This is a genomic window from Halogeometricum sp. CBA1124, assembly GCF_009741955.1.
GTDB lineage: Archaea > Halobacteriota > Halobacteria > Halobacteriales > Haloferacaceae > Halogeometricum > Halogeometricum rufum.
Map to the genome: position 1 here is coordinate 1 of NZ_WPCD01000348.1, position 1,592 is coordinate 1,592.

At 70.7% G+C, this 1,592-nt stretch carries 2 protein-coding genes and 1 pseudogene; 1 reads left to right on the top strand and 2 read right to left on the bottom strand.

Annotated elements, in window-relative coordinates:
- Positions 1 to 185: 185 nt before the first annotated feature.
- Positions 186 to 347, top strand: coding sequence for a hypothetical protein (locus GJ632_RS26110; RefSeq protein ID WP_394351847.1), 162 nt, complete (start codon positions 186 to 188; stop codon positions 345 to 347).
- A gap of 85 nt (positions 348 to 432) precedes the next feature.
- On the opposite strand, the gene GJ632_RS21375 is transcribed toward GJ632_RS26110, so the two are convergent.
- Both GJ632_RS21375 and GJ632_RS21380 read right to left on the bottom strand, forming a co-directional pair.
- Positions 433 to 1,017 (bottom strand): flavin reductase family protein, encoded by a 585-nt coding sequence (locus tag GJ632_RS21375; RefSeq protein ID WP_343161313.1) that lies wholly within the window; start codon positions 1,015 to 1,017, stop codon positions 433 to 435.
- A gap of 100 nt (positions 1,018 to 1,117) precedes the next feature.
- A pseudogene (locus tag GJ632_RS21380) lies at positions 1,118 to 1,378 on the bottom strand (DoxX family membrane protein); the annotation flags it as partial.
- Positions 1,379 to 1,592: the final 214 nt, after the last annotated feature.

Sequence of the window (1,592 nt, forward strand, 5' to 3'; positions counted from 1 at the left end):
GCCCCCGCCGAGGACGCGTGGGACGTGCTGGTCGAGACGCGTCTGTGGCCCGAGTGGGGGCCGTCGGTGACGGCGGTGCGCGGCCCGGACCGAATCGGACTGGGAGCGACCGGCGAGGTTCGAATCGCCGGCGCGGGCGTCTGGGTGCCGTTCGAGGTGACGGCGTTCGACGCCGACGCGCGCCGGTGGAGTGGTCCGTCGCGCGCGTCCCGGCGACGGGCCACCGGGTCGAAGCGCTCGGACCGGAGCGGTGCCGCGTCGCCTTCGAGATACCGCCTCTCGCCGCGGGGTACGCCGTCGTCTGCCGACGCGCCCTCGGAAAGATTGCGCGTCTCGCCGAACGATAGGCGTCGGCAGGGGACGGCGGCAGCAGTCGACGACGGCGGCGGTAACCGGCGGCGTCGAGTCCGTCGGGGCCGCGCGAACGGCCGACTACGGCGGACGTTCCATCGAGAACCGGTCGGTCGTCCGGGCGTAGTCGCTGCCGGCCATCCGGCCGACGGCGTCCAGTTTTCGCGTGTCCATCTTCCCGTCCGTGAGCAGGGACTCGTCCACGTGCGCGTGGACGACTTCGCCGAGGACGACGGTGGAGACGCCGACGTCCAGCGTCTCGGCGAGGCGACACTCGAAGGAGACGCGCGCCTCCGCGACGCGCGGCGCGTCGACGGCGACGCCGGCGGCGGGCGTCACGCCGGCGCGTTCGAACTCGTCCGCTTCGGGTGGGAGCGTCGCACTCGTCTCGTTCATCGCCTCCGCCACGTCCGCGGTGACGACGTTCCAGACGAACTCGCCCGTCTCGACGGCGTTGCGGGCGGTGTCCTTCCTGTCGTCGCCGGTGCCGGACGCGGAGAACAGCAGCGTCGGCGGGTCCGGCGTCACCACGTTGGAGAAACTGTACGGCGCGAGGTTCCGCGTCCCGTCGGGCGCGCGGGTGCTCACCCACGCGATGGGGCGGGGGACGACGGCACCGGAGAGCAGGCGGTACGGCGACCCGAACGCGTCGGGCGGTCCGTCCACGTCACCGCACCTCGCGCCCGCGCCGTCGGTTCGTCTGCCGTCGCCTCGTGGTCCGTCGGGTCATCGTCTCGCGTTACCCGCCGAACGCGATAGGCGTGTCGCCGGCGGCGACTGACGGGTAGACGCCCGCGGCGATGCCGAGGCCGCCGCCGCCGAGCATCACGCCGGAGGTGACGACGGTGAATCGCGCCGCCGGGAGCCCCTTCGCCTGCGCGTAGCCGGTCATGTCGTCGACGTCGAGCAGGTGGTTCAGGCCCACGAAGGCGAGGACCAGACCGAACAGGAGGCGTCCGAGGAGGAACGCGACTCCCGCGCCGGGCCCGTCGAACCGGAGTGCTGTCGTCGTGAGTTCCGGTATCAGCACGATACGTGGTTTCGAGAAGGGGAGACATCCTCGATTCGCGGCCCGTCGGGTCGCGGGCCGCACGGTAAGATTCTGCCGGGTACTCACAAACGGAGAGTCTGGCCGAACGTCTGAATTTTCTCTCAACCTCTCGAAAAATATAGGTGCGCTCGTATCCGACTATAGCTGAATGGACTCCCCTACCGATGAGTGAATCTTGGGATACCGCGGG